This is a genomic window from Serratia entomophila, assembly GCF_021462285.1.
In the GTDB taxonomy this organism is placed as follows: Bacteria; Pseudomonadota; Gammaproteobacteria; order Enterobacterales; family Enterobacteriaceae; genus Serratia; species Serratia entomophila.
Window position 1 is genome coordinate 597,666 of the sequence record NZ_CP082787.1, and the last position, 19,447, is coordinate 617,112.

Consider the following 19,447-nt stretch of genomic DNA (forward strand, 5'->3'; position numbering starts at 1 on the left):
CTTCATCCGACTCTAGGTTACACAGGGGGATGCCTTGTTCCTGGCACAAGAAATCATTCGTAAAAAACGTGACGGCCAGCCGTTGAGCGAAGCCGAGATCCGTTTTTTCATCAACGGCATCCGCGATAACGCGGTGTCCGAAGGGCAGATCGCCGCGCTGGCGATGACCATTTACTTCCATGACATGACCATGCCGGAGCGCGTGGCGCTCACCATGGCGATGCGCGATTCCGGCACCGTGCTGGACTGGAAGAGCCTGTCGCTGAACGGCCCGATCGTCGACAAACATTCGACCGGCGGCGTGGGCGACGTCACTTCGCTGATGCTTGGCCCGATGGTGGCGGCCTGCGGCGGCTATGTGCCGATGATCTCCGGCCGCGGCCTGGGGCATACCGGCGGCACGCTGGACAAGCTGGAAGCCATCCCGGGCTTTAACATCTTCCCGGACGACAACGCCTTCCGCAAAATCATCCAGGACGTGGGCGTGGCGATTATCGGCCAGACCAGCTCGCTGGCGCCGGCGGACAAGCGTTTTTACGCGACCCGCGACATTACCGCCACCGTCGACTCCATTCCGCTGATCACCGCCTCTATTTTGGCGAAGAAGCTGGCGGAGGGCCTTGACGCGCTGGTGATGGACGTGAAGGTCGGCTCCGGCGCCTTTATGCCAACCTATGCGGCTTCGCAGGATCTGGCGCAGGCGATCGTCGGCGTGGCCAACGGCGCAGGCTGCAAAACCACCGCGCTGCTGACCGACATGAACCAGGTGCTGGCGTCCAGCGCCGGCAACGCGGTGGAAGTGCGCGAAGCGGTGCGCTTCCTGACCGGCGAATACCGCAATCCGCGCCTGCTGGAAGTGACCCTGGCGCTGTGCGTGGAGATGCTGCTGTCCGGCGGGCTGGCGAAAGACGACGCCGATGCGCGCGCCAAACTGCAGGCGGTGTTGGACAACGGCAAGGCGGCAGAGGTGTTTGGCCGCATGGTGGCGGCGCAGCAGGGCCCGGCGGATTTCGTCGAGCGCTACGACAGCTACCTGCCGGCGGCGACCCTCAGCAAGCCGGTCTTCGCCGAGCAGCCGGGCATCATCAGCGCCATGGATACCCGGGCGCTGGGCATGGCGGTGGTGTCGCTGGGCGGCGGCCGCCGTCGCGCGACCGACAATATCGATTACAGCGTTGGCCTGACCGAAGTGGCGCGCCTGGGCGACCGAGCCGACGCCCAGCAGCCGCTGGCGGTGATCCACGCCAATGACGAAGAAAGCTGGCAGCAGGCCGCCGATGCGGTGCGCAGCGCCATGACGCTGAGCGACCAGGCGCCCGAAGCGACGCCGGTAGTTTACAAACGAATTACTAAAGAGTGATTCCCTTCGTCTTTCAAGCTGTAGCGTTGTTGGCCGCACGCGCGCACCCCAGTCACTTACTTGAGTAAGCTCCTGGGGATACACGCGCTAGCCGCCTAGCTACAACTCGAAATCCATTGGGTATAAATTTAGAGAATTAAGGGCGATTGCAGTTTTGCAGCCGCAATAGCGTGAGAACACGCAGGAGAGCACAGATGAAACGTACATTTATTATGGTCTTGGACTCATTCGGTATCGGCGCCAGCGAAGACGCCGAGCGTTTTGGCGACAAGGGTTCCGACACCCTGGGCCACATTGCCGACGTTTGCGCGCGCGGTGAAGCCAACGTGGGCCGCCAGGGCCCGCTGACGCTGCCTAACCTGAGCCGTCTGGGCCTGGGCAAAGCGGCGGAAGAATCCACCGGTAAATTCCCGCAGGGGCTGGACCGCAACGCGGACATTATCGGCGCCTATGCTTACGCCAGCGAGCTCTCCTCCGGCAAGGACACGCCGTCAGGCCACTGGGAAATCGCCGGCGTGCCGGTGCTGTTCGACTGGGGCTATTTCAAAGACGAGCACAACAGCTTCCCGCAGGCACTGCTGGACAAGCTGGTTGAGCGTGCCAAGCTGCCGGGCTACCTGGGCAACTGCCACTCTTCCGGCACGGTTATCCTCGATCAGCTGGGCGAAGAGCACATGAAAAGCGGCAAGCCGATTTTCTATACCTCCGCCGACTCGGTCTTCCAGATCGCCTGCCACGAAGAGACTTTCGGGCTGGACCGCCTGTATGAGCTGTGCGAGATCGCCCGTGAAGAGCTGACCGAAGGCGGCTACAACATCGGCCGCGTTATCGCGCGCCCGTTCGTCGGCGACAAGCCGGGCAACTTCCAGCGCACCGGCAACCGTCACGATCTGGCGGTCGAGCCGCCGGCGCCCACCGTGCTGAAAAAGCTGGTGGACGAGAAGGGCGGTGAAGTGGTGTCGATCGGTAAAATCGCCGATATCTACGCCAACGTCGGCATCACCAAGAAGGTGAAGGCCACCGGTATCGACGCGCTGTTCGACGCGACCCTGACTGAAATGGCACAGGCCGGCGACAACACCATCGTGTTCACCAACTTCGTCGATTTCGACTCCTCTTACGGCCACCGCCGCGACGTGGCGGGCTATGCCGCCGCGCTGGAGTTGTTCGACCGCCGCCTGCCGGAGCTGCTGAAGCTGGTGAAAGACGAAGACATCATCATCTTTACCGCCGACCACGGCTGTGATCCAACCTGGCCTGGTACTGACCACACCCGTGAACACATTCCGGTGCTGGTTTACGGCCCGAAAGTGAAGCCGGGCTCGCTGGGCCACCGTGAAACCTTCGCCGACATCGGCCAGACCGTGGCCAGCTATTTTGGCGTGTCGCCGATGGACTACGGCAAATCAATGCTGTAACACTTTGCTGGCGCCGGGCGGTTGCCCGGCGCATTTTTTTATTCATGACGACGATTTGAAGGAAGAGAATTATGGCTACGCCGCACATTAATGCTGAAATGGGTGATTTCGCTGACGTAGTACTGATGCCGGGCGATCCGCTGCGCGCAAAATACATCGCCGAAACCTTCCTGGAAGGCGCGGTGGAAGTGAACAACGTGCGCGGCATGCTGGGCTTCACCGGCACCTACAAGGGCCGCCGCATTTCCGTCATGGGCCACGGCATGGGCATCCCGTCGTGCTCCATCTATGCGCGTGAGCTGATCGCCGAGTTCGGCGTGAAGAAGATCATCCGCGTGGGTTCCTGCGGCGCGGTACGTGACGATATCAAACTGCGCGACGTGGTGATCGGCATGGGCGCCTGCACCGATTCCAAGGTGAACCGCCTGCGTTTCAAAGACCACGACTATGCGGCGATCGCCGACTTCGACATGGTGCGCAATGCGGTAGACGCCGCGGCGGCGCAGGGCATCCCGGCGCGCGTGGGCAACATCTTCTCCGCCGACCTGTTCTACACGCCGGATCCGGACATGTTCCAGGTGATGAAGAAGTACGGCATCCTGGGCGTGGAAATGGAAGCGGCCGGCATCTACGGCGTGGCGGCTGAGCTGTACGAAGAGTTCGGCTGTAAGGCGCTGACCATCTGCACCGTGTCCGACCACATCCTGCGTCACGAAGCGACCACCGCCGCAGAGCGCCAGACCACCTTTAACGAGATGATCGTTATCGCGCTGGAATCCGTACTGCTGGGCGACAAGGCCTGATAATCAAACGGGCGCAGCCTGCTGCGCCCGCTTATCAATCTATTCATCTCGCCCTGGACAAGCCCGCCCAATACTTTACCTTTCCGCTGATTAGCGCTATTACTTCAGTCACAAATCTATTCACCGATCTATTCACCGATGAGCAATCTCGAACAGGTTTTACGCCGCGGCCCGGCCACTGCACATCAGCTGATCGCGGCGCTGGGCATCAGTCAGCCGACGCTGTCGCGCCGCATCCGCGAGCTGGCGGGAGCAGTATTGATCCTCGGTAAAGGCAAGGCGACGCGCTATGCATTGCGGCGCGGCGTCGGTGGCGAGAGGCAATTCCCTCTGTATCGGGTCGATGAACGGGGAAAGGCGCATCTGTTCGCGACGCTCTGTCCGTTGTATCCGGCCGACAGTTGTGCGGTGTGCTATGAGCGCAGCGGCGAGTGGCGCCTTTATGACGGGTTGCCGTGGTACCTGAACGATCTGCGCCCGGTCGGTTTTCTTGGGCGCGCCTGGGGTAAGGCGGCGGCGCTGGAGCTGATGTTGCCAGAGACGGTGCGGCTGTGGAACGAAGAACAGCGATTGCTGGCGCTTTGCCACTATGGCGAAGATATGAGCGGCGATCTGCTGCCCGGGGCCGGCAGCTATCGGCGCTGGCTAACGCGCAACTCCGCCGCGCCGATAGCGCTAGCGGATAAGGCAACCCGTTATGCCGATCTGTCCATCCGCGCGTTGGCCGGGGAGTTGGTGGGGTCTTCCGCCGGAGGCGAGCAGCCGAAATTTACCGCCTGCGCCGAACTGGCGTCGGGGCGGTGTGCCCATGTGTTGGTGAAATTCAGCCTCGCGCCGAACAACCCGGTGGCTCAACGCTGGAGCGATTTATTGATCGCCGAATCGCTGGCGCTGCAGACCATCGCAGAGGCTGGGCTGCCGTCGGCGTCGACGCAGCTGCTGTTTGGCAGGGATCGGCAGTGTTTTCTCGAGGTTGAACGCTTCGATCGCCGCGGCGAGTATGGCCGGGTCGCCATGGTGTCGCTGGAGGCATTGGACGCTGAATTCAGCGGCAGTGGTGCCGCGAATTGGGTCACTGCGGCGCAGAGGTTGCGGGAGCGGAGCGTGATAAACCAGCAGACCTGCGAGAGGATTGCCCTGTATTGGGCGTTCGGCAGGTTGATTGCCAACAGTGACATGCACCAGGGCAATTTGTCGTTCCTGCGGCCGGAGCAGCGCCCGGTGGCCTTGGCTCCGTTGTATGATATGTTGCCGATGGCGTTTGCGCCCACCGGCAGCGGCAACATGCGCCGGGAAGCGCCGGACATCGGGTTGAGCCATGACGTCAGCGGCGGCATATGGCGGCAGGCTGAGTTATTGGCGCTTGAGTTTTGGCGGCGCACGGCGTTGCATCCGCAGATCGGCGATGAGTTTCGCGCGCTTGCCGCACAGATGCCGGCGCGGCTGCAGCAGCTTAGCGACCGCATCCAACGCCTGGCCTGATTCAGGCCTTCTTCGCCTCGTCCTTCGGCTGCGGCGTTTCGTCGTCGTCTTCCACCGTGTTGCCTTCTTCCAGCGGCGTACTGGCGGTCAGCAGGTACGGCGACTGTTGCCAGCGGCTGCGGCGATGCTGCAACAGGGTGCGCGCCAGAATAATGCCGATCGCCAGCGCCAGCAGGATCATCAGGCGCAGCAGGTTGGTGGTGTTGTCCACCTGCTTGGACTCGGTCGCCAACACGTGGGTATCCAGGGTAATGCGGATAAAGCCGATCGGGCCGTCTTTGCCCTGGATCGATTCAACCAACTGGTGGTTGAAATAGCTGCCGGCGCGTTTTCCGTCGAGCGACAGGCGATCGCGTATACTTATCTGTTCACCGGCGTGGGAAACCAGGGTGCCGTCCAGCTGATAGACGCTGGCGTCCAGAATGCGGCTGTGGTCGGTCAAGCGTTTTAGGATAGCGTCGACGCGCTGGTTGTCGACGTCGCTGTCGTCGTCCAGCATCGGCGCCAGGCTGTAGGCCACCTGGCGGGTCAGGGTTTGCGCCAGTTCTTCCACCTGCTCGGATCGCGCCATTTGGTGGCTCAGGCTAAAATAAGAGGCGCCCTGCATCAGCAGCACCAGCAAAGCCAGGCAAATCAGGATAATAGCGGTGCGGTGCAGGCGAAATTTCAGTTTAGCGCGAGCCATGCAGGTTCCTTGGGCATCTTGGACACTTTATGTTGCCAGAAGCGCTGGCGATAGGATAGCTTGATGCGTCGTTTTATCATGCAGCAGCAGGGTGCGCCCCATTATTCAGGAGTTAATGATGTCGAACAGTCTGACCTATTGCGATCTTCCGGCGGAGATCTCTCAATGGCCGGGTCTTCCCCTTTCGCTGAGCGGTGACGAAGTGATGCCGCTGGATTATCGGGCGGGCCATACCGGGTGGCTATTGTACGGCAAGGCATTGGACAAGACGCGCATTACTCAGTTCCAGCGCAAGCTGGGCGCGGCGATGGTGATCGTTACCGCCTGGGCCGTGGAGGATTATCAGGTGGTGCGTTTGGCGGGCACCCTGACGCCGCGCGCCAAACTGCTGGCGGCGGAGAGCGGGCTGGACGTGGCGCCGCTGGGCAAGATCCCGCATTTGCGCACGCCGGGCCTGCTGGTGATGGACATGGACTCGACCGCGATCGAGATCGAATGCATCGACGAGATTGCCAAGCTGGCGGGTGTCGGCGAGCAGGTGGCGGAAGTCACCGAGCGCGCGATGCGCGGCGAGCTGGACTTTACCGCCAGCCTGCGCCAGCGCGTCGGCACGCTGAAAGGCGCCGACGCCAATATTCTCAAGCAGGTGCGCGACCAGCTGCCGCTGATGCCCGGCTTGACCCGCCTGGTGGGCAAGCTGCAGGCGATGGGCTGGCATGTGGCGATCGCCTCCGGCGGCTTCACCTACTACGCCGAATACCTGCGCGACCGGCTGAAGCTGGTGGCGATTGCCGCCAACGAGCTGGAGATCCGCGACGGCAAACTGACCGGCGAAGTGCTGGGCCCGGTGGTGGATGCGCAGTTCAAGGCCGATACGCTGGTGCGGCTGGCGGAAAAGCTGGGCATTCCGCCGCAGCAGACCGTGGCCATCGGCGACGGCGCCAACGATTTGAAAATGATGCAGGTGGCGGGGCTGGGCATTGCCTACCACGCCAAACCCAAAGTGTATGAAAAGGCGCAGGTGTCGATTCGTCACGCCGACCTGATGGGCGTGCTGTGCGTATTGACCGGCAGCCTGAAACACGAAGTGCGATAACCCCATAATTATTCAGGGGATAAACCAAAGATTGAGGTAATACGTGGCAAAAGCGGCAAAACGGGCGTTTGTATGTAATGAGTGCGGCGCAGACTATCCGCGCTGGCAGGGTCAGTGCAGCGCCTGCCACGCCTGGAACAGCATTACGGAAGTTCGTCTGGCGGCATCCCCCGCCGCCGCGCGCAACGAGCGCCTCAGCGGCTATGCCGGCGACGCCGGCATCAGCAAGGTACAGAAGCTGTCGGAGATCAGCCTGGAAGCGCTGCCGCGTTTCACCACCGGTTTTCTCGAGTTCGACCGGGTGCTGGGCGGCGGCGTGGTGCCCGGCAGCGCCATTCTGATCGGCGGCAACCCCGGCGCCGGTAAAAGCACCCTGCTGCTGCAGGTGCTGTGCAAACTCTCCGAACAGATGAAAACCCTGTACGTCACCGGCGAGGAGTCGCTGCAGCAGGTGGCGATGCGCGCCCACCGTCTGGGGCTGCCGACCGGCGGCCTGAACATGCTGTCGGAAACCAGCATCGAGCAGATCTGCCTGATCGCCGAGCAGGAACAGCCGAAGCTGATGGTGATCGACTCGATCCAGGTGATGCACATGGCCGACATCCAGTCTTCGCCGGGCAGCGTGGCGCAGGTGCGTGAAACCGCCGCTTACCTGACGCGCTTCGCCAAAACGCGCGGCGTGGCGATCGTGATGGTCGGCCACGTCACCAAAGACGGCTCGCTGGCCGGGCCGAAGGTGCTGGAGCACTGCATCGATTGTTCGGTGCTGCTGGACGGCGACGCCGATTCCCGCTTCCGCACCCTGCGCAGCCACAAGAACCGCTTTGGTGCGGTCAATGAGCTGGGCGTATTCGCCATGACCGAACAGGGCCTGCGCGAGGTCAGCAACCCCTCGGCGATTTTCCTCAGCCGCGGCGACGAGGTGACCTCCGGCAGTTCGGTGATGGTGGTGTGGGAAGGCACCCGGCCGCTGCTGGTGGAGATCCAGGCGCTGGTGGATCACTCGATGATGTCCAACCCGCGCCGGGTGGCGGTTGGCCTGGAGCAGAACCGCCTGGCGATCCTGCTGGCGGTGCTGCATCGCCACGGCGGGCTGCAGATGTCCGATCAGGACGTGTTCGTCAACGTGGTGGGCGGGGTGAAGGTCAGCGAGACCAGCGCCGATCTGGCGCTGCTGATGGCGCTGGTGTCCAGCCTGCGCGATCGGCCGTTGCCGAACGATCTGGTGGTGTTCGGCGAGGTGGGGCTGGCGGGCGAGATCCGCCCGGTGCCGAGCGGCCAGGAGCGCATTTCGGAAGCGGCCAAGCACGGTTTCAAACGCGCCATCGTGCCGCACGGCAACATGCCGAAGAAGCCGCCGGCCAACATGCAGGTGTTCGGGGTGAAGAAGCTGGCGGATGCGCTGGACGTGCTGGAAGAGTTTTATTAATCGCCACAGCGCGTGCGGAATATGATATTTTGTTTATCATACTAAACAGGAGGGTTTATGCCGCAGTTTGATTACCTGAAGACGTCGATTAAGCAGAAAGGCTGTACTCTGCAGCAGGTGGCGGATGCCAGCGGCATGACCAAGGGCTACCTCAGCCAACTGTTGAACGATAAAATCAAAAGCCCGAGCGCGCAGAAGCTGGAAGCGCTGCACCGTTTTCTCGGGCTGGAGTTCCCGCGGCGCGAGAAAAAGGTCGGGGTGGTGTTTGGTAAATTTTACCCGCTGCACACCGGCCACATTTACCTGATCCAGCGCGCCTGCAGCCAGGTGGACGAACTGCACGTGATGCTGTGCCACGATGAGCCGCGCGATCGCGAGCTGTTCGAGAACAGTTCGATGTCGCAGCAGCCGACGGTCAGCGATCGGCTGCGCTGGCTGCTGCAAACCTTCAAGTACCAGAAAAACATCCATATTCATTCGTTCGACGAGCAGGGGATCGAGCCATATCCGCACGGCTGGAACGTGTGGAGCGACGGCATGAAGGCCTTTATGGAACAGAAGGGCATAGTGCCGAGCTTTATCTATTCCAGCGAAGCGCAGGACGCCCCGCGTTACCGCGAGCATCTGGGTATCGAAACCATTCTTATCGACCCCGAGCGTTCGTTTATGAACATCAGCGGCAGCCAGATCCGCCAGGATCCATTCCGCTACTGGGATTACATCCCAACCGAGGTAAAACCCTTCTTTGTGCGCACCGTGGCGATCCTCGGCGGCGAGTCGAGCGGCAAATCGACCCTGGTGAACAAGCTGGCGAACATCTTCAACACCACCAGCGCCTGGGAATATGGCCGCGATTACGTGTTCTCGCACCTTGGCGGCGATGAGATGGCGCTGCAGTATTCCGACTACGACAAAATCGCGCTTGGCCAGGCGCAGTACGTCGACTTTGCGGTGAAGTACGCCAACAAGGTGGCGTTTATCGACACCGACTTCGTGACCACGCAGGCGTTCTGCAAAAAATATGAAGGGCGCGAGCACCCGTTCGTGCAGGCGCTGATCGACGAATACCGTTTCGACCTGGTCATCCTGTTGGAGAACAACACCCCCTGGGTGGCGGACGGCCTGCGCAGCCTGGGCGCACCGACCGATCGCAAGGCGTTCCAGCACCTGCTGGAAGAGATGCTGCGCGCCAATAACATCGAGTATGCGCACGTCGAGTCCAGCGATTATGAAGAGCGCTTCCTGCGCTGCGTGGAGCTGGTGAAGCAACTGCTGGCGGCGGACGCCAGCCGGCTGGCGCCGGAGCGGGTCATCGGCTGAGGGCCGCGCACCGTTAGCAAAATGTTCCGCCGCAACAGGCTCAGTAAAGGATAACCAGCTTGCCCTGCATGTGCCCGTCGAGCAGCGTCTTATGCGCGGCGGTCAGCGTTTCCACCGTCAGCCCGTGCAGGGTTTCACTCAGCGTGGTGCTCAGCTTGCCGTCGTCCAGCAACTCGGCCACCTGCTGCAGGATCTTGCCCTGCTGCGCGATATCCGGGGTGGTGAACATGCTGCGGGTGAACATCAATTCCCAGTGCAGCGCGGCGCTTTTCAGCTTCAGCGCGCTCTGGTCCAGCGGCTGCGCGTTTTCGACGATGGTGCAGATGTGCCCCATCGGTGCGATCAGGTCAGAAATGGTTTTCCAGTGGCCGTCGGTGTCGTTCAGGCACAGAATATAATCCACCTGTTCAATGCCCTGCTGCGCCAGGTTGGCCTTCAGATCGCGATAATCTACCACCAGATCGGCGCCGCGTTCGCGGCACCAGGCGGCGGACTCCGGCCGCGAGGCGGTGGCTATCACCCTGAGGTTGCTGCGCAGCGCGGCGAGCGGTATCGCCAGCGAACCGACGCCGCCGGCACCGCCGATGATCAGCAGGGTTTTGCCTTCCGCCGCGTCCTGGATATTCAGATGCTCGAACAGCGCTTCCCAGGCGGTGAGGGCGGTGAGCGGCATGGCGGCGGCTTCGGCCCAGTTCAGGCTGCGCGGCTTGTGCGCCGTGATGCGCGAGTCGATCAGCTGAAGGCTGCTGTTGCTGCCGGGGCGGGTGATATCGCCGGCGTACCAGACTTCGTCGCCGGGTTTGAAACCGCTGACGCCGCTGCCCACTTCAACCACCACGCCGCTGGCGTCCCAGCCGAGGATGCGCGGCTGCTGCAGGCCGCTCTTTTGCAGGCCGGCGTGTACTTTGGTATCAACCGGGTTGACCGAGGCCGCTTTCACTTCCACCAGCAGATCGTATTGGCCTGGCGTTGGCTTCTCCGGCGTGATTTCAATGAAACCGGCGGGGTTTTTCGGGTCTACGGCAATGGCTTTAATCGGCATGACTGGGCTCCTTTCGAATGAATGCCTTCAGTGTAGACGCTCGGCAGTAGAGTGATAAGATGGACAATAGCTAACTGAGTGTTCGTATGAGGTGAACAATGAGGTTTAAACAGCTGCAGGACATGGCGCTGTTCGCGCTGGTGGCCGAATGCGGCAGTTTCACCGCCGCCGCCGAGCGCGCCGGGCTGCCGAAGTCCAGCGTCAGCCAACGCATCAGCCAGCTGGAGCAGGCGCTGGGGTTGCGATTGCTCAATCGGACCACCCGGCAGCTGAATCTGACCTTCGCCGGTGAGCGTTATCGCGAGCATTGCCAGGAGATGCTGTCCGCCGCCGAGCGCGCCGATCTGGCTCTGCAGCGGCTGCGCGACAACCCGAGCGGCCGGTTGCGCATCTCGACCCCGGCCGGGCTGGGGGCGACGCTATTGGCGCGGCTGGCGGCGGATTTCCAGCGCCAGTACCCGGACGTCTCGCTGGAGGTGTCGGTGTCCGACGCCATGGTGGATATGGTGCAGGAGGGGTTTGACGCCGCGCTGCGCACCGGCAAGCCGCAAGATTCTTCGCTGATCGGCCGGCGGCTGGGGCACGCGCCGCGCTATCTGCTGGCCGCGCCGGGTTATCTGGCGCAGCACCCGCCGATCCTGCATCCGCAACAGCTGCAGCAGCATCGCTGCATTGCCCACCGCGCCTGGGCGGCCTGGAGCCTGCGCCGCGGCGACGAATACTACCGCTGGCAGTTGCCGATGCTGCACACCACCGACAACCTGCTGTATGCGCGCGAGTGCGCGATTTCCGGCGCCGGCATTACCCTGCTGCCGGCGTTTCTCAGCCGCGAAGTGGTGGCGCAAAAGCAGTTGGTAGAGGTGCTGCCGGAGTGGCGAGCGGAGGGCAATGAGCTTTATCTGGTCTACCCGAGCCGCAAGCTTAACTCGCCGGCGCTGGCCTGCTTTATCGACGTGGTGCTGCAGCATCCGGTATTCGACGATTACGCCCGCGAACTGGCGCGGGAATAAAGCAGGGGGCACGGCTCGGCCCGATCAGGCAACGGGTTCCGCCACCTGAACGATGCGTTTCCCGATATTTTCGCCTGCCAGCAGGCCGACCAATGCGGCGGGCAGCGCATCAAAACCCGTGATCAGGTCTTCGAGCACCGTTAATTGCCCCGCAGCAACCCAGGCGGTCAGCGCCGCCAGAGCGCGCTCCCGCTGGTGAAGGAAATCGGCCAGCAGGAAACCCTGCATCGTCAGGCTGTTGACGATCAGCAATCCGGGGATGCCGGCGGGCGCGGCCGGTGGAGAGGCCGCATCATACTGCGACACCGCGCCGCAGCAGACAATGCGCCCCTGTTTCGCCATGTGCGGCAGGCAGGCCGCCAAAATATCGCCGCCGACGTTGTCGAACAGCACATCGATACCTTCAGGGCAGGCGCGGCGCAGCGCCTCGGGCAGATTTTCCGCCTTATAATCTATGGCTGCGTCAAAGCCCAGCCGGTCCGTCAGCAGCGCCGTTTTGGCGCTACCGCCGGCGATGCCCACCGTGCGGCATCCGTTAAGCCGGGCAATTTGTCCGGCGAACGATCCTACCGAACCGGCGGCGGCCGACACCACGACGGTCTCACCCGCTCTGGGGCGGCCGCATTCCAGTAAACCGAAGTAGGCGGTCAGCCCGGCAACGCCGTAAACGCTGAGCAGGTGCGTGCGGGGGGCGATGTCCGGTTGTTTGACTGCGTTTGCGGCGGGCACGACGGCAAAAGTTTGCCAGCCGGTTTCCGCCAACACCAGGTCTCCGGCAGCCAGCAGCGGCGAGTGCGATTTCACGACTTCAGCCAGCGTCGTCGCGGCCATGATATCTCCCGCCTGCAACCCAGCCCGGTAGGTGGCGCCCTGCATCCAGGCCCTGCTGGCCGCATCGAGAGGCGCGTAAAGCGTGCGCAGCAAAACGTCCCCGGGGCCGGGGATCGGCATTGGCGCCTGGCGTGCCAGGAAGCAATCGACGGTGAGTTTTCCCTGCGGGAGTTTGCTGAGGATGATTTGGCGGTTATGCATGAGGTTGGCCTCCGGTGCCGGCATGTGGAAAGGCGTCGATACCGGTAAGCTGCGCCGACAGCGCCCACAGGCGTTCGGCCTGATAGGGATCGATGGCGTGAGCTTTTACGCCGCTGAAGCCTATTTGATCGCTCGGATCCCGATGAGCAATGTCGCAGTCTTCACAGTACAGCCCGCCCAGCCCTGCCAGCTGGGGTGAGGTCGCCGCCCAAACCTGCGTTGCCGCTCCCTGCTGCGGCGTTTTCAGCATTTCCGGATGGGCGGGGTTCCCTTCGGCATCGGTCCATCCCAGCATGACCATTTCTTCAGGCGAGATATAGCGCTGCAGCGGGGTGGGGATCATGCCGGGATGCAGGGAAAATGCGCGTACGCCGGCGGCTTGCCCCAATTTATCCAACTGGACGGCGAACAGCGCATTGGCGGTTTTCGCCTGGCCATAGGCCAGCCACTTGTCATACCCCTGGCTGAACTGAACGTCGTGCCAGCGCATGGCGGAGGCGTGGTGGCCGGATGAAGAGACGACGACGACCCTGGCTCCGCCCTTCAGCGCCGGCCAAAGCAGGTTAACCAGCGCGTAGTGACCCAGATGATTGGTGGCGAACTGCGCTTCCCAGCCCGGCCCGACCCGGGTTTCGGGGCAGGCCATAATGCCGGCGCTGCAGATCAGGGTATCGAGATGAACGCCGGTCTCGAGGAGGCGCTGCGCCAAATGCCGGACGCTGTCCAAATCGGCCAGATCCAGTGGGTAAACCTCAACGTTGCTCAGCTCGCTAAGCCGGGCGCGGGCGACGGCGGGATCGCGGGCGGCGACGATAACCCGCGCGCCCGCTTGCGTCAGAGCGCGGGTGGTTTCCAGTCCCAGCCCGGAATGGCCGCCGGTCACCAGCGCCGTCGTTCCGGCAAGCTGGCGGTCTTTAAGCACCTCGGCGGCGGTGGTCGCCGCGCTGAAACCTGAGTGTAGGGGCGTCTGTCTGCTCATCTGCTGTTCCTCTGCGTTCGGTTTGCCTTGATGCAGGCAGTGTACGTCGCCGTTTTCGGCGATTGAATGCAACAAAAGCCTATTTTGTGTCGCGATCGTCCTAACTTTGACGATTGGCGCGCGCACCGGCTATGCCCTAAGATGGTATTTTCTCGTCGCGGTGGAACCCATGGATCCTTTATCTGAAGTGCTTGCTCCTTTGAGCAGCCAAAATGCTTTCTTCGGCGGCCTGAAAGCCGGCGGCGACTGGGCCGTGCACTTTCCTGCGCTGCAGGGCGGGAAGTTCAACGCGGTGGTGCGCGGCGGCTGTTGGCTGGCGGCGGAAGGGCTGGCTACACCGCTGCGGCTGGAGGCGGGGGACTGCCTCTTGCTGACCCGCAGTCTGCCGGTAACCATCGGCAGCGATCTGTCGCTGCCGGCGCTCGATGCCGACGCGCTCTATTTTCAGGCGAAAAACGGCGTGGCGACCTGCGGCGAGGGGGAGACGTGTTTGTTTATCGGCGGCCGGTTTGCCTTCGGCGAGGAGGTTGAGCGGCTGTTCGGCGCACTGCCGGCGCTGATGGTCATCCGCGGCGGCACGGAAGAAGCTGCGGTGCTGCAGTGGGCGCTGCAGCGCCTGGCGGACGAGCTGTTGACCCCTTCACCGGGCAGCGCGCTGATGACCCATCATCTGGGGCACATCATGCTGACGCAGGCGCTGCGCATTTATCTGGCGGAGCACGGCGACGGCGCTTCGGGCTGGCTGTCGGCGCTGTTCGAACCGCGCATCGGCGCCGCCATTCAGGCGATTCACGCCGATCCCGCCCGGCGCTGGACGCTGGAGGCGCTGGCCGATGTGGCGAGCGTTTCGCGTTCGACGCTGGCGTTGCGCTTCAAGCAGAAAGCCGGGATGAGCCCGCTGGAATACGTGCTGCGCTGGCGCATGCTATTGGCGGCGCGGGCATTGCGCAGCGGCGCTGAATCGGTGTCCGCGATTGCGCAACGTTTGGGGTACGATTCTGACAGCGCATTCAGCCACGCTTTCAAGCGAGTCATGGCGCGTTCGCCGAGCGACTATCGCCGGGCGGCAGAATAAAAAAAGGCGCCGCATGCGGCGCCTTCCGGGTTACTTGGCTATCTTCTTGTACTTGATGCGGTGCGGCTCCAGCGCCTCGGCACCCAGAGTACGCTTCTTGTACTCTTCGTATTCGGTGAAGTTGCCTTCGAAGAACTCGACGTTGCCCTCGTCCTGATAGTCCAGGATGTGGGTGGCGATGCGGTCGAGGAACCAACGGTCGTGCGAGATCACCATGGCGCAGCCTGGGAATTCCAGCAGGGCGTTTTCCAGCGCGCGCAGGGTTTCGATATCCAGGTCGTTGGTCGGTTCGTCGAGCAGCAGCACGTTGCCGCCAACCTGCAGCAGCTTGGCCAGGTGCAGACGGCCGCGTTCACCGCCGGACAGCTCGCCCACGCGTTTGCCCTGATCGACGCCTTTGAAGTTAAAGCGGCCGACGTAGGCGCGGCTTGGCATTTCGGTGTTGCCGATGCGCATGATGTCCTGACCGCCGGACACTTCTTCCCACACGGTTTTTGAATTGTCCATGCTGTCGCGGAACTGATCGACCGAGGCCAGCTTGACGGTGTCGCCCAGCACGATGCTGCCGGAGTCAGGCTGTTCCTGGCCGGACATCATGCGGAACAGCGTGGATTTACCCGCGCCGTTCGGGCCGATGATGCCGACGATGGCGCCTTTCGGCACCGAGAAGGAGAGGCCGTCGATCAGTACGCGGTCGCCGTAAGACTTGCGCAGGTTGCTGATTTCAAGAACCTTATCACCCAGGCGTGCGCCAGGCGGAATAAAGAGTTCGTTGGTCTCGTTACGTTTTTGGTATTCGGTGTTGTTCAGCTCTTCAAAGCGCGCCAGACGGGCCTTGCCCTTGGACTGACGGCCTTTGGCGCCCTGACGCACCCACTCCAGCTCTTTCTCGATCGACTTGCGGCGAGCGGCTTCGGCGGAGGCTTCCTGCGCCAGGCGTGCGTCTTTCTGCTCCAGCCAGGAAGAGTAGTTGCCTTCCCATGGGATGCCTTCGCCGCGGTCCAGCTCGAGGATCCAGCCGGCGACGTTGTCGAGGAAGTAACGGTCGTGCGTGATCGCCACGACTGTGCCTTCGAAGTCGTGCAGGAAGCGTTCCAGCCAGGCCACGGACTCGGCGTCCAGGTGGTTGGTCGGTTCGTCCAGCAGCAGCATGTCCGGTTTTTCCAGCAGCAGGCGGCACAGCGCCACACGGCGGCGTTCACCGCCGGACAGGTTGGCGATTTTCGCGTCCCACTCCGGCAGGCGCAGCGCATCGGCGGCGCGCTCCAGCTGGGCGTTCAGGTTGTGGCCGTCGTGGGCCTGGATGATCTCTTCCAGGCGGCCCTGCTCGGCGGCCAACTTGTCGAAGTCGGCGCCTTCTTCCGCGTACAGCGCGTACACTTCATCCAGGCGTTTCAGCGCGCCGACCACTTCCGCCAGCGCTTCTTCTACCGACTCGCGAACGGTATGTTCCAGGTTAAGCTGAGGTTCCTGCGGCAGGTAACCGATCTTGATCCCCGGCTGCGGGCGCGCTTCCCCTTCGATATCGGTATCGATGCCGGCCATGATGCGCAGCAGGGTGGATTTACCGGCGCCGTTCAGGCCCAGCACGCCGATTTTGGCGCCGGGGAAGAAGCTCAGGGAGATGTTTTTCAGAATGTGACGCTTCGGCGGAACCACTTTGCCGACGCGATGCATGGTATAGACGTATTGAGCCACGTTGCTCTTAGCCTCTCTATATCAGTTTTTATAGGATGTCTGGCTGCGGAGTGTAGCCCGTTTCAAGCGAGGATCCCAGCCGGTAGCTAAGTATAACCCTTTATGCGCCCATCCAGGCGCATAAAGGGGGAGGTGTTATGGCGTGACGACGATCGCGACGCGGCGGTTTTCCGCGCGGCCGCTGGAGGTGCGGTTGTCGGCGACCGGATCGCGTTTGCCCATGCCGCGGGTTTCAATATTGGCGCGCGGAATGCCTACGCTGGCCAGCAGGTCAGCCACCGCATCGGCGCGGCGCAGGGAAAGCTGGTCGTTATAGCCGTCTTCACCGTAGTTGTCGGTATGACCGTCCAGACGGAACTTGGTGATGCCGACGCTCAGCAGCGCGCGGCCCATCTTTTGCACCGTCTCGGTGCTTTCAGGGTTCAGTTTGCCGATGTTGTTGCCGAACAGCACCTTGTCGGACAGGCCGAACTCCCAGCCGTTATCCGTCAGCTTGAACCCTTGCGACTGCAGCAGCGCTACCTGTTCTGGCGTCAGGCCCTGCGGTTTGCTCTGGCAGCCGGCCAGCGCCAGCAGGGCGATAAACATCATCGTCAACAGTGAGAAACGGCGTTTTAGTGTTTGCTGTATCATAATCAAATCCCTAGTTTAAGTTTTATGGCCGGGGGGCTTATTTATGTATTGCCAGCCGCCAGCCTCCGTTATAACGATGCTTTGCTTGATACATCGCATCGTCAGCTTCGTGCAAAAGCCCCTGAGGCGTTGCCGCGTGATCGGGGTAAAGTGCAATGCCGATGCTCAGAGAGGTCGTCACCGCCTCGTCGTTCGGCAAAATTATCGGTTGTGTCATGCAGTCGATAATATTATCGGCGATCTGCAACACATCTTCCGTACAGTGGATCGGCGCCAGCAGCACGGCAAACTCATCTCCTCCCAGCCGCGCCACCAAATCGGTCTCGCGCAGCTGCGCGCGAATGCGCCCGGCGATGGTGGTGAGTACCGCGTCGCCTGCGGCATGGCCGTAGCTGTCGTTCACCTCCTTGAAGCGGTCGCCGTCGATAAACAGCACCGCCAGTTTTTCCGTCGGCGCGGTATCTCCCAGAGCGCGGCTTAGCCGGCCCTCGAAGAAGGCGCGGTTCGGCAGCCCGGTCAGGCTGTCGTGCGTCGCCCGGTGGGTCAGCGAGTCGTTTTCCTGTTTCAGATGGGCCTGCCAGGCCTCCAGTTCGTCGAGCAGCCCGTTGAAGTCGCTGCTCAGTTCATGCAGTTCGGCGATCGGCGCCGAAGGCACCCGCAGGCCGAAGGCGCGATCGCGGCGCACCGCGTGCGCCACGTTGGCGATATCATCCAGCGAGCTGACGATGCCGACCAGCATCCGGCGGGACAACACCAGTGCGCACAGGGTACTGAGCATCAGGCAGGCTATCATGCCCACCATGCCGCGCAGCAGAAAGCGCAGCAGGCTGCCGCCGTGGCCGCTCAGCCATACCTTGCCAACCTGCTTGCCCTCGTGGGAGATGGGCAATACCACCGGCTCCGGCAACGCCCAGTGGGCGACAACCTGCTCCATGCCGTGCAGCGGGCCGTCTTTGGGATGGCGCCAACTGGCCAGCACCTTGCCGTTGTTATCCAGGATCCTGGCTTCCGACACCTCTTCGTTGGACGCGATCAGCATTAGGGCTTCGCGTGCGGCGCTGCGGTCTTCAAACACCACGGCGGCCTCGACGGTATAGCTGATGGAGCGCGCGATCAGGTGCAGGTTGTGGTTGGCATAGGCGCGTAGCGCAAACAGCGCCACCAGCGTCAGAAAAATGCCGGCGGTGCCCACGGCGATCAGCGCCAGGCCAATATGCACCCGCTGCAACACCCGGCCCAGCGTAGGACGCGAATTGCCGGAGCGGTTTCTGCGCAGCAGCCTCATAGCGGCGGCGCCTGTTTGCGTGCCAGCTGCAGCACGTTAGGGTGAACGCGCACCCCGCTGCGCGCCAGAGCATCCAGGTTGACCTTGAAGCTGGCCAGATCGCCGTCGATCTGCAGGCAAAACGCGCTGCCGGCAGAACATTCGATATCGTCCTCGCTGATGGTGAGGATGGCGTGGCCGGAAAGGCGCTGCATAAGATTCTGCCTTTGTGCGGGGGTGAGTTCCCCGAGATAGACCACGTCGCAGCTGGTACCCAGCAGCGGGCTGTCAAAGGGCACGTGCTCGGCCTTGATCGGGCGGGGAGCGCTGAGCAGAACAGGATCGAACAAGCCCTCGGCGTAGCGGGGCGAGGCGGTGACGCACAGCCGGATAGGATTAGGATCATTGGACCAACGCGCATAGCTGATAATGCCCACCACGACGGTGGTTACCGCGTGAATACGCTTTTGGTAGGGGTCGCCGGTGCCGGGGCGGGCATACCCAGGGAAAGCCAGCAAGATCAGCAGGACGACTAACAGGCGGCCGGAATTCGGGCGTGCGCCAAGGAAAGCCAGCCATGAGCTTTTTGCGCAACACGCCAATATAGCGGCATTTTTTGCCATCTTCATTTGCCATTCCTGCCTGGGGTCGCCGCCCGCAGGCGGTGACCTAACAATGAGATATCTGGCCCGGCCGAAGGGGTAATCGTCTTGCTGAAAACTGTCGTTCGCACTGTTTAATGAACACTATCTAACCCATAACTGGCGCGGATTGTATTATAAGATGCATCAGTTGCGCGCTTTACGAGCCGTTTTCTCGGAATTATCCTACTTCTTTTTTGACAGTATAAAAATGCCTTGCAAGGTTTGCCACCGCTTTTCGGAAAAGTTGGCGCGTTTGGCGAGGCGTCCGGCAATTTGCGCAACACGGATTATTTTTATTCTCAATCCTTATATAATTCGGATGCTAATAATTGAAAATTATTTCAGTGAATTATTCATCGGCACGTAAATAATAATATCGCCGTAATTTGTCAGCGAAGGTAAACGTTTTTTACCTGCCCCCATCGTGGCGATACACTTCTTCTTCTACAGTATTGAATGGATAAGCGTTTGCGCTGT

The 19,447-nt window shown here is 62.0% G+C and carries 17 protein-coding genes; 9 read left to right on the plus strand and 8 right to left on the minus strand.

Going from position 1 to position 19,447, the window contains the following annotated elements; translation table 11 throughout:
- Positions 1-34 precede the first annotated feature (34 nt).
- The 4 genes from deoA (at position 35) to yjjJ (ending at position 5,063) form a co-directional block, all read left to right on the plus strand.
- Positions 35-1,360, plus strand: a complete 1,326-nt coding sequence (gene deoA / locus KHA73_RS02840; RefSeq protein ID WP_234588512.1) for a thymidine phosphorylase — start codon at positions 35-37, stop codon at positions 1,358-1,360.
- Between the two features lie 194 nt (positions 1,361-1,554).
- Positions 1,555-2,778 (plus strand): phosphopentomutase, encoded by a 1,224-nt coding sequence (gene deoB / locus KHA73_RS02845; RefSeq protein ID WP_234588514.1) that lies wholly within the window; start codon positions 1,555-1,557, stop codon positions 2,776-2,778.
- Positions 2,779-2,849: 71 nt separating this feature from the next.
- Entirely contained in the window at positions 2,850-3,581 is a 732-nt protein-coding gene (gene deoD / locus KHA73_RS02850) for a purine-nucleoside phosphorylase (protein WP_061794879.1), read from the plus strand.
- Between the two features lie 138 nt (positions 3,582-3,719).
- The gene (yjjJ, locus tag KHA73_RS02855) at positions 3,720-5,063 is read left to right on the plus strand and encodes a type II toxin-antitoxin system HipA family toxin YjjJ (protein ID WP_234588516.1); all 1,344 of its coding nucleotides are present in this window, start codon (positions 3,720-3,722) and stop codon (positions 5,061-5,063) included.
- Position 5,064: 1 nt separating this feature from the next.
- Here the strand turns inward: yjjJ and KHA73_RS02860 are convergent, their stop codons facing one another.
- The gene (locus KHA73_RS02860) at positions 5,065-5,748 is read right to left on the minus strand and encodes a YtjB family periplasmic protein (protein ID WP_234588532.1); all 684 of its coding nucleotides are present in this window, start codon (positions 5,746-5,748) and stop codon (positions 5,065-5,067) included.
- 118 nt (positions 5,749-5,866) lie between these two features.
- On the opposite strand from KHA73_RS02860, the gene serB reads away from it, so the two are divergent.
- The 3 genes from serB to nadR are packed head-to-tail and all read left to right on the plus strand — an operon-like array spanning position 5,867 to position 9,593.
- Entirely contained in the window at positions 5,867-6,844 is a 978-nt protein-coding gene (gene serB / locus KHA73_RS02865) for a phosphoserine phosphatase (RefSeq protein WP_234588534.1), read from the plus strand.
- 43 nt (positions 6,845-6,887) lie between these two features.
- On the plus strand, positions 6,888-8,273 hold the full coding sequence (radA, locus tag KHA73_RS02870) for a DNA repair protein RadA (protein ID WP_234588536.1): 1,386 nt from the start codon (positions 6,888-6,890) through the stop codon (positions 8,271-8,273).
- A gap of 57 nt (positions 8,274-8,330) precedes the next feature.
- Positions 8,331-9,593 (plus strand): multifunctional transcriptional regulator/nicotinamide-nucleotide adenylyltransferase/ribosylnicotinamide kinase NadR, encoded by a 1,263-nt coding sequence (gene nadR / locus KHA73_RS02875; protein ID WP_234588538.1) that lies wholly within the window; start codon positions 8,331-8,333, stop codon positions 9,591-9,593.
- Positions 9,594-9,633: 40 nt separating this feature from the next.
- Here the strand turns inward: nadR and KHA73_RS02880 are convergent, their stop codons facing one another.
- A complete protein-coding gene (locus KHA73_RS02880) occupies positions 9,634-10,635 on the minus strand; it encodes a zinc-binding alcohol dehydrogenase family protein (protein ID WP_234588540.1) in 1,002 nt (333 codons plus the stop codon).
- A gap of 98 nt (positions 10,636-10,733) precedes the next feature.
- Between KHA73_RS02880 and KHA73_RS02885 the strand changes: the two genes are divergently transcribed.
- Positions 10,734-11,645 carry a LysR family transcriptional regulator gene (locus KHA73_RS02885; RefSeq protein WP_234588542.1) on the plus strand — a complete coding sequence of 304 codons (912 nt, stop codon included), beginning with the start codon at positions 10,734-10,736 and terminating at the stop codon, positions 11,643-11,645.
- A gap of 24 nt (positions 11,646-11,669) precedes the next feature.
- Here KHA73_RS02885 and KHA73_RS02890 read toward each other — a convergent pair whose 3' ends face one another.
- Together KHA73_RS02890 and KHA73_RS02895 are read right to left on the minus strand one after the other, a co-directional pair.
- The gene (locus tag KHA73_RS02890; protein ID WP_234588544.1) at positions 11,670-12,677 is read right to left on the minus strand and encodes an NADP-dependent oxidoreductase; all 1,008 of its coding nucleotides are present in this window, start codon (positions 12,675-12,677) and stop codon (positions 11,670-11,672) included.
- Complete coding sequence (locus KHA73_RS02895) at positions 12,670-13,656, minus strand: SDR family NAD(P)-dependent oxidoreductase (RefSeq protein WP_234588552.1); 987 nt, start codon at positions 13,654-13,656, stop codon at positions 12,670-12,672. Before KHA73_RS02895 ends, KHA73_RS02890 begins: the two co-directional genes overlap by 8 nt.
- Positions 13,657-13,825: 169 nt before the next feature.
- Between KHA73_RS02895 and KHA73_RS02900 the strand changes: the two genes are divergently transcribed.
- Complete coding sequence (locus KHA73_RS02900; protein WP_234588554.1) at positions 13,826-14,731, plus strand: AraC family transcriptional regulator; 906 nt, start codon at positions 13,826-13,828, stop codon at positions 14,729-14,731.
- Between the two features lie 30 nt (positions 14,732-14,761).
- Here the strand turns inward: KHA73_RS02900 and ettA are convergent, their stop codons facing one another.
- The 4 genes from ettA to KHA73_RS02920 form a co-directional block, all read right to left on the minus strand.
- Positions 14,762-16,429, minus strand: coding sequence for an energy-dependent translational throttle protein EttA (ettA, locus tag KHA73_RS02905; protein ID WP_234588565.1), 1,668 nt, complete (start codon positions 16,427-16,429; stop codon positions 14,762-14,764).
- 135 nt (positions 16,430-16,564) lie between these two features.
- Positions 16,565-17,062 (minus strand): OmpA family protein, encoded by a 498-nt coding sequence (locus tag KHA73_RS02910; RefSeq protein WP_234588567.1) that lies wholly within the window; start codon positions 17,060-17,062, stop codon positions 16,565-16,567.
- A 37-nt stretch (positions 17,063-17,099) separates the two neighbouring features.
- Positions 17,100-18,347 (minus strand): diguanylate cyclase domain-containing protein, encoded by a 1,248-nt coding sequence (locus KHA73_RS02915; RefSeq protein WP_234588576.1) that lies wholly within the window; start codon positions 18,345-18,347, stop codon positions 17,100-17,102.
- On the minus strand, positions 18,344-18,955 hold the full coding sequence (locus KHA73_RS02920; RefSeq protein ID WP_234588578.1) for a YfiR family protein: 612 nt from the start codon (positions 18,953-18,955) through the stop codon (positions 18,344-18,346). Before KHA73_RS02920 ends, KHA73_RS02915 begins: the two co-directional genes overlap by 4 nt.
- Positions 18,956-19,447 lie beyond the last annotated feature (492 nt).

Coding starts and splice junctions, on each gene's coding strand:
- deoB (WP_234588514.1), top strand. CDS start 1,555: ATGAAACGTACATTTATTATGGTCTTGGACTCATTCGGTATCGGCGCC.
- deoD (WP_061794879.1), top strand. CDS start 2,850: ATGGCTACGCCGCACATTAATGCTGAAATGGGTGATTTCGCTGACGTA.
- yjjJ (WP_234588516.1), top strand. CDS start 3,720: ATGAGCAATCTCGAACAGGTTTTACGCCGCGGCCCGGCCACTGCACAT.
- KHA73_RS02860 (WP_234588532.1), bottom strand. CDS start 5,748: ATGGCTCGCGCTAAACTGAAATTTCGCCTGCACCGCACCGCTATTATC.
- serB (WP_234588534.1), top strand. CDS start 5,867: ATGTCGAACAGTCTGACCTATTGCGATCTTCCGGCGGAGATCTCTCAA.
- nadR (WP_234588538.1), top strand. CDS start 8,331: ATGCCGCAGTTTGATTACCTGAAGACGTCGATTAAGCAGAAAGGCTGT.
- KHA73_RS02880 (WP_234588540.1), bottom strand. CDS start 10,635: ATGCCGATTAAAGCCATTGCCGTAGACCCGAAAAACCCCGCCGGTTTC.
- KHA73_RS02885 (WP_234588542.1), top strand. CDS start 10,734: ATGAGGTTTAAACAGCTGCAGGACATGGCGCTGTTCGCGCTGGTGGCC.
- KHA73_RS02890 (WP_234588544.1), bottom strand. CDS start 12,677: ATGCATAACCGCCAAATCATCCTCAGCAAACTCCCGCAGGGAAAACTC.
- KHA73_RS02895 (WP_234588552.1), bottom strand. CDS start 13,656: ATGAGCAGACAGACGCCCCTACACTCAGGTTTCAGCGCGGCGACCACC.
- KHA73_RS02900 (WP_234588554.1), top strand. CDS start 13,826: ATGGATCCTTTATCTGAAGTGCTTGCTCCTTTGAGCAGCCAAAATGCT.
- KHA73_RS02910 (WP_234588567.1), bottom strand. CDS start 17,062: ATGATACAGCAAACACTAAAACGCCGTTTCTCACTGTTGACGATGATG.
- KHA73_RS02915 (WP_234588576.1), bottom strand. CDS start 18,347: ATGAGGCTGCTGCGCAGAAACCGCTCCGGCAATTCGCGTCCTACGCTG.
- KHA73_RS02920 (WP_234588578.1), bottom strand. CDS start 18,955: ATGAAGATGGCAAAAAATGCCGCTATATTGGCGTGTTGCGCAAAAAGC.